The 5,779-nt window shown below is 71.3% G+C and carries 5 protein-coding genes; 4 read left to right on the top strand and 1 reads right to left on the bottom strand.

From position 1 onward, the window contains the following. Both H7A69_RS17025 and H7A69_RS17020 read left to right on the top strand, forming a co-directional pair. Window positions 1-1,201, top strand: a 1,201-nt coding sequence (locus tag H7A69_RS17025) for a bifunctional copper resistance protein CopD/cytochrome c oxidase assembly protein (protein WP_182048128.1), incomplete at its 5' end; no start/stop codon positions are given. Beyond that, complete coding sequence (locus H7A69_RS17020) at window positions 1,198-2,508, top strand: ATP-dependent RecD-like DNA helicase (protein WP_182048127.1); 1,311 nt, start codon at window positions 1,198-1,200, stop codon at window positions 2,506-2,508. The genes H7A69_RS17025 and H7A69_RS17020, both read left to right, overlap by 4 nt. A gap of 179 nt (window positions 2,509-2,687) precedes the next feature. On the opposite strand, the gene H7A69_RS17015 is transcribed toward H7A69_RS17020, so the two are convergent. Continuing rightward, a complete protein-coding gene (locus H7A69_RS17015; protein WP_182048126.1) occupies window positions 2,688-3,137 on the bottom strand; it encodes a DUF4383 domain-containing protein in 450 nt (149 codons plus the stop codon). A gap of 238 nt (window positions 3,138-3,375) precedes the next feature. Here H7A69_RS17015 and H7A69_RS17010 point away from each other — a divergent pair, with 238 nt between their 5' ends. Both H7A69_RS17010 and H7A69_RS17005 read left to right on the top strand, forming a co-directional pair. Further along, window positions 3,376-4,272, top strand: coding sequence for a phosphatase PAP2 family protein (locus tag H7A69_RS17010; RefSeq protein WP_182048125.1), 897 nt, complete (start codon window positions 3,376-3,378; stop codon window positions 4,270-4,272). Between the two features lie 142 nt (window positions 4,273-4,414). After that, complete coding sequence (locus H7A69_RS17005) at window positions 4,415-5,554, top strand: CE1758 family FMN-dependent luciferase-like monooxygenase (protein WP_069711971.1); 1,140 nt, start codon at window positions 4,415-4,417, stop codon at window positions 5,552-5,554. Window positions 5,555-5,779 lie beyond the last annotated feature (225 nt).

Here is a 5,779-nt window from a genome sequence, read left to right as displayed (position 1 = left end):
GACGCCGTACGGGGTCCTCGTGCTCGTCAAGATCGCGGCGATCGTCGGCATCGGGGTCCTCGGCGCCGTCCAGCGCCGCCGGGCCATCCGCGCGCTCACCGATGCGCCCGACCGGCGCGGCCCGTTCTGGACCCTGGTGCTCGTCGAGCTCGCGGTGATGGGGGTCGCCAGCGGGTTCGCCGCGGCGCTCGGCCGCACGGCCACCCCCGCTGGCGAGGTCGCGCTGAGCAAGACGACGAACCCGACGCCGGCCGAGCTCCTCACCGACGACCCGCTGCCCGCCGACCCGGGTGCGTGGGGCTGGCTGACCGCGTGGAACCTCGACCTGTTCTGGCTGATGGCCGCCGTGCTCGCGGCCGCCGCGTACACGGCCGGTGTCGTCCGTCTCCGCCGCCGTGGCGTCTCCTGGCCCGTCCACCGCACCATCGCTGCGGCGATCGCCGTCGTGTCGCTCGTCCTGGCGACCTCCGGCTCGCTGCACACCTACGACCGCTTCCTCGTGTCGGCGAACGTCGGCGCACACGTGCTCCTCGGCCTGGTCGTCCCCGCGCTCGTCTGGGCTGCCGCACCCGTGCAGCTCGTCCGCGCCGCCGTGCACCGGCGCGACGACGACTCCACCGGCGTGCGGGAGTGGACCGGGCTGCTCGTCGACAACGGCGTGGTGCGGTACCTCGCCCAGCCGTTCCCGTCGTTCGTGCTGCTCGCCGCGGTCTGGTGGGGCCTCTACGCCACGCAGGTGCTCCGCTGGTCGGTGAGCGACCCGTCCGGGCGCACCCTGGTGGACGTGGGGCTGCTGCTCGTCGGACTGCTGGCCGTGCCCACGCTCCTCACCCCGGTCGCCGCGGGCGCCCGGTCGGCCAGCACCGGTGCCGTGCTCGTGCGGGTCGCGGGCGCCGTCGTGGTCGCCGCCGGCACGGTCTCGCTCGGCATCGCGATGCAGGGGCCGCTCGGGCTGCTGCAGGCGTCCTGGTTCGGCGCGATGGGCCGCGAGTGGGGTCCCGCGCCGCTGGTCGACCAGGCCCGCGGCGGCGTCGTGCTCGTCGTCGCCGGCGTCCTGCTCGTCGTGACGGTCGTCGTCGTCGCGCTGGTGCGGCTGCGGCGCGACCGCGTCCGTCCCGGCGGCGTCGAGCGGGGACCGAAGTCGCCGGCACCGGCACCGGCACCGGCACCGGCACCCGCGTCCGAGGCGGCGGCACGGTGAGCATCGCGCTGAGCGCCGAGCAGCAGGCCGTCTTCGAGTACATCGAGCACACCCGCGACCACGTCTTCATCACCGGACGTGCCGGTACCGGCAAGTCGACCCTGCTGAACCACCTGTCGTGGAACACCGAGAAGCAGGTCGTGATCTGCGCCCCGACCGGCGTCGCGGCGCTGAACGTCGGCGGGCAGACCATCCACTCGCTCTTCCGGCTGCCGATCGGGCTCATCGCCGACGCGGAACTCCGCCAGGGGCCGGAGACCCGCAAGCTCCTGAACACCATCGACACCCTGGTCATCGACGAGGTGTCGATGGTCAACGCCGACCTGCTCGACGCCATGGACCGCTCGCTCCGCAAGGCCCGCGGACGGCAGTTCGAGGCCTTCGGCGGGGTGCAGGTGGTCATGTTCGGCGACCCGTACCAGCTCCCGCCCGTGCCGGGGGACGGCGACGAGCGCGCGTACTTCACCGACCACTACCGGTCCATGTGGTTCTTCGACGCGAAGGTCTGGCTCGAGACGGAGCTGCACATCGTCGAGCTGGCGACCGTGCACCGGCAGCGCGACGACGCCTTCGCTGCCATGCTCACGGCGGTGCGCCACGGCCGCGTGACGGCGGACGTGGCCGGACAGCTCAACACCGCGGGTGCGCGGCCGGCACCGGACGACGCGATCACGCTCGCGACCCGGAACGACACGGTGGCGCGGATCAACAAGGCCGCGCTCGAGCGGCTGCCCGGCAAGGTCAAGACGGCCCGCGCCGACGTGAACGGCGACTTCGGCGGGCGGAACTTCCCCGCGGACGAGGCGCTCGAGCTGAAGCCCGGGGCGCACGTGATGTTCCTGCGCAACGACCCCGACCAGCGCTGGGTGAACGGCACGCTCGGCGTCGTCACGACGATCCGCGACACGGTGTGGGTCGACGTCGACGGGGAGTCCTTCGAGGTCCAGCCGTCGGTCTGGGAGAAGTTCAAGTACTCCTACGACCCGGACAAGAAGGAGCTCAAGAAGGACACCGTGGGGGAGTTCCAGCAGTTCCCGCTGCGGTTGGCCTGGGCCGTGACGATCCACAAGTCGCAGGGGAGCACCTACGACCGAGCTGTCGTCGACCTCGGCAACCGGGTGTTCAGCGCCGGACAGACCTACGTCGCGCTGTCACGCCTGACGTCGCTCGAGGGGCTGTACCTGACGCGACCGCTCCGGCCGCAGGACATCATCGTGGACCTGGACGTCCGGCGCTTCATGTCCGAGGCACCCCGGATCGTGGCGACCGAACTCGAGGCCGCCCGGCCGCGCGACGCCGACGCCTGACGTCCGACCGGCTCCGCCGACCGGGCACCATCCGGCACGCTCGGTGCCGTCGGGCGACGAGTCCTGCCCACTCGACGACCAGCACACGGCGTGTCCTGCCCGTTCGGCGCAGCCCGCCCCGCCCGGCACGACGACGCCCCGCCCACCCGGAGGTGGACGGGGCGTCGAGGACGGTACGGTCAGGCGCGCGCGGCCGCCCGCAGCGCCCGGACGTTCTCGCGGTCCGCACCGAACGCGGTGAGGAGCAGCACCACACCGACGATCGCGTGGAAGAGGTTGTCGGCGAACGTCAGGGCGAACACGTTGGCCGAGGTACTGCCCAGCGCGAAGCCGTAGACGGCCATGACGACGAGCACGACCCCGACGAGCCGGTTGCCGTTCCGGGCGCCGATGGTGGTGCCGAGTCCGGTGACGAGGAGCACGACGGCGAGCAGCACCCACAGCAGGCACATCGCGGGGTTCACGCCGAACGCGTTCCAGAGCATGCCGCCCTCGCGGCTGAAGAAGCCCGGGTCACCGTCCGCGGCGAAGAAGAAGCCGAGGAAGCCCCAGAGCGCCAGGAGCGATCCGGCGGTCAGGGCGAGTGCCCGGTTCGGCGACGCCGTGATGCTCGGTTCCTTGATGGCCACTTCGGTCTCCTCCTGGTACAGGGTGGTGGCACCGGTCGGGCCGGCGACGGGAGCCGGTGCGTCCGCCCGTGGTGCACGGGCGGTGCGGCCGTCGGATCCGGAGGTCGCTGACCCCTGGTTCACAGGCGCGGACCGGCGGACCAACGGTATCGTGTCGGACCCCGACCGTCCGAATCGCAGCCGCGGCACGAGACGGACGAGGAGCCCGATGATCGCCACGCCGAGGAGGACCACGCCGGTGACCCGCACGCCCGAACGCACGGCACCCGAGTCGCGTGGACCGAGTGTCTCGCGACGGATGCGGTGGGCGCTGCTGGCAGCTCTGGGGTTCGTGATCGTGCCTCTCGTCTACGCCGCCGCCGTGTTGACGCCGATCGGGCAGCGGGTCGAGGACGCCGCACTGGGCGGAGTCCGGGAGTCCGACCTGTTCGGGTCGGACACTGCGCTCAACGTCATCTCGGTGCCGGTCATCCTGTTGCTGGTGGTCGTCATCGCCGCCGTGGGTCTCGCTCGTCGCCGTCTCGCCGTGGGGCTCGGAGCGGGGGTCGTGGTGCTCGCCTCGGCGGCCACCTCGACGCTCGTCAAGCGTATCGCCGAGCGCCCGGAGATCGCCCAGTCGACCACGCCCAACTCCTTCCCGTCGGGGCACGCCACGATCGCCCTGGCCGCGCTGTTCGCCGTGCTGTTGGTGACACCGCGACGGTTCCGCCCCCTGGTGACGCTGGTCGGGACGGGGTACGCCGTGTTCGTCGCGAACCAGACCGTCGTGTACGGGTGGCACCGGGTGAGCGACATCGTCGGGGCCTGCGCGATCGCGCTCTTCTGGCTCGGGCTCGTCCGTGCGGTCGGGCCGCGTGTCGACCGGGGGGAGCGCGGCGACCGGGACGGCCGACGGGGGCCCCGGCGCGCGGTGACGGTGGTGCTCCTCCTCGCCACCGGCGTCACGCTCCTGGTCGGTGTGGTTGCGCTGGTCGTGGCGGTGGCCCAGCTCGCCGACGTGCACGGGGCCGTCCTGGTCGCGGGGCGGATGGCATCGAGTGCGAGCGTGCTGGCGGTCGTGACCGTGGTGTGGATCGCCGACGGGATGCACCACGCGGCACAGACCGACGTCGCGGCCTTGCCACCGCGCGGCTGAACCGCCGAGGAGCGCGTCCGCACTGGCGGGAATGCCTCTCGCTGCGCTACGTTGTACCCGGCAAGTCGATGCAAACGCATCGAATCGGACGGCCAGCGACAGCAGCCAGCGACGAGCGGCCAGCAGCCAGGAGGCGTGCACCATGCAGTTCGGGATCTTCACCGTCAGCGACGTCACGACGGACCCCACCACCGGGACGACCCCGGACGACACCACGCGCGTGAAGGACATCCTCACGATCGCCGAGCACGCCGACCAGGCCGGCCTCGACGTCTTCGCGACCGGCGAGCACCACAACCCGCCCTTCGTCGCCTCGAGCCCGACGACGATGCTCGGCTACCTGGCCGGGCGCACGAAGCACATCACCCTGTCGACGAGCACCACGCTCGTCACCACGAACGACCCGGTGCGCATCGCCGAGGAGTACGCGATGCTCCAGGTGATCAGCGACGGCCGCATGGACCTCATGATGGGCCGCGGCAACACGGGTCCGGTCTACCCGTGGTTCGGACAGGACATCCGCCAGGGCGTCAACCTGGCCATCGAGAACTACGCGCTCATCCGCCAGCTGTGGGAGAACGACGTCGTCGACTGGCAGGGGCGGTTCCGCACGCCGCTGCAGGGCTTCACCTCGACCCCGCGCCCGCTCGACGGTGTCCCGCCGTTCGTCTGGCACGGGTCGATCCGCACGCCCGAGATCGCCGAGCAGGCCGCCTACTACGGCGACGGCTTCCTCCACAACAACATCTTCTGGCCGATCCAGCACACCGAGCAGATGGTCGGCCTGTACCGCCAGCGCTTCGAGCACTACGGCCACGGCACCGCCGACCAGGCGATCGTCGGCCTCGGCGGCCAGTTCTTCGCGCGGAAGAACTCGCAGGACGCGTGGGACGAGTTCCGCCCGTACTTCGACAACGCCCCGGTCTACGGTCACGGCCCGTCGATGGAGGACTTCACCGCCCAGACGCCGCTGACCGTCGGTTCGCCGCAGCAGGTCATCGACCGGTACGCCGCGATGAAGGACCACGTCGGGCACTACCAGCGCCAGCTGTTCCTCGTCGACCACGCGGGCCTGCCCCTCAAGACGGTCCTCGAGCAGATCGACATCCTCGCCGAGGACATCGTCCCCGAGCTCCGGAAGATCAACGAGGCGGACCGCCCGGCACACGTGCCGTCGGACCCGCCGTCGCACGCCGACCGCGTGGCCGCCGCGCTCGCCGCGGGGACCGCGGGCAGCGACCACGTCGCGGCCGAGGACGAGTTCACGGGAGCGTCCGTCTGATCCCGTGACCGATGACGGACGGGAGGCGCGGTGCCAGCGGGCACCGCGCCTCCCGTCCGGACCTGCAGGAGAAGGGCTGCCGAAGATTGCTACAGGAAAAGCCGAAACGCCCATCACTCCACACAAGTCACTCTGGCGAATTCTGCATGCCAAAATCCGATAGAACAACAACCGATAGATCGACAGTACCCACACCTCATCTCCATCTCCATCCAGCAAAAGCAC

Source organism: Curtobacterium sp. ME26 (assembly GCF_903970945.1).
Classification (GTDB): domain Bacteria; phylum Actinomycetota; class Actinomycetes; order Actinomycetales; family Microbacteriaceae; genus Curtobacterium; species Curtobacterium citri.
Note: the sequence above shows the minus strand (reverse complement) of the source record. Positions and strands in the feature narration are given on the sequence as shown.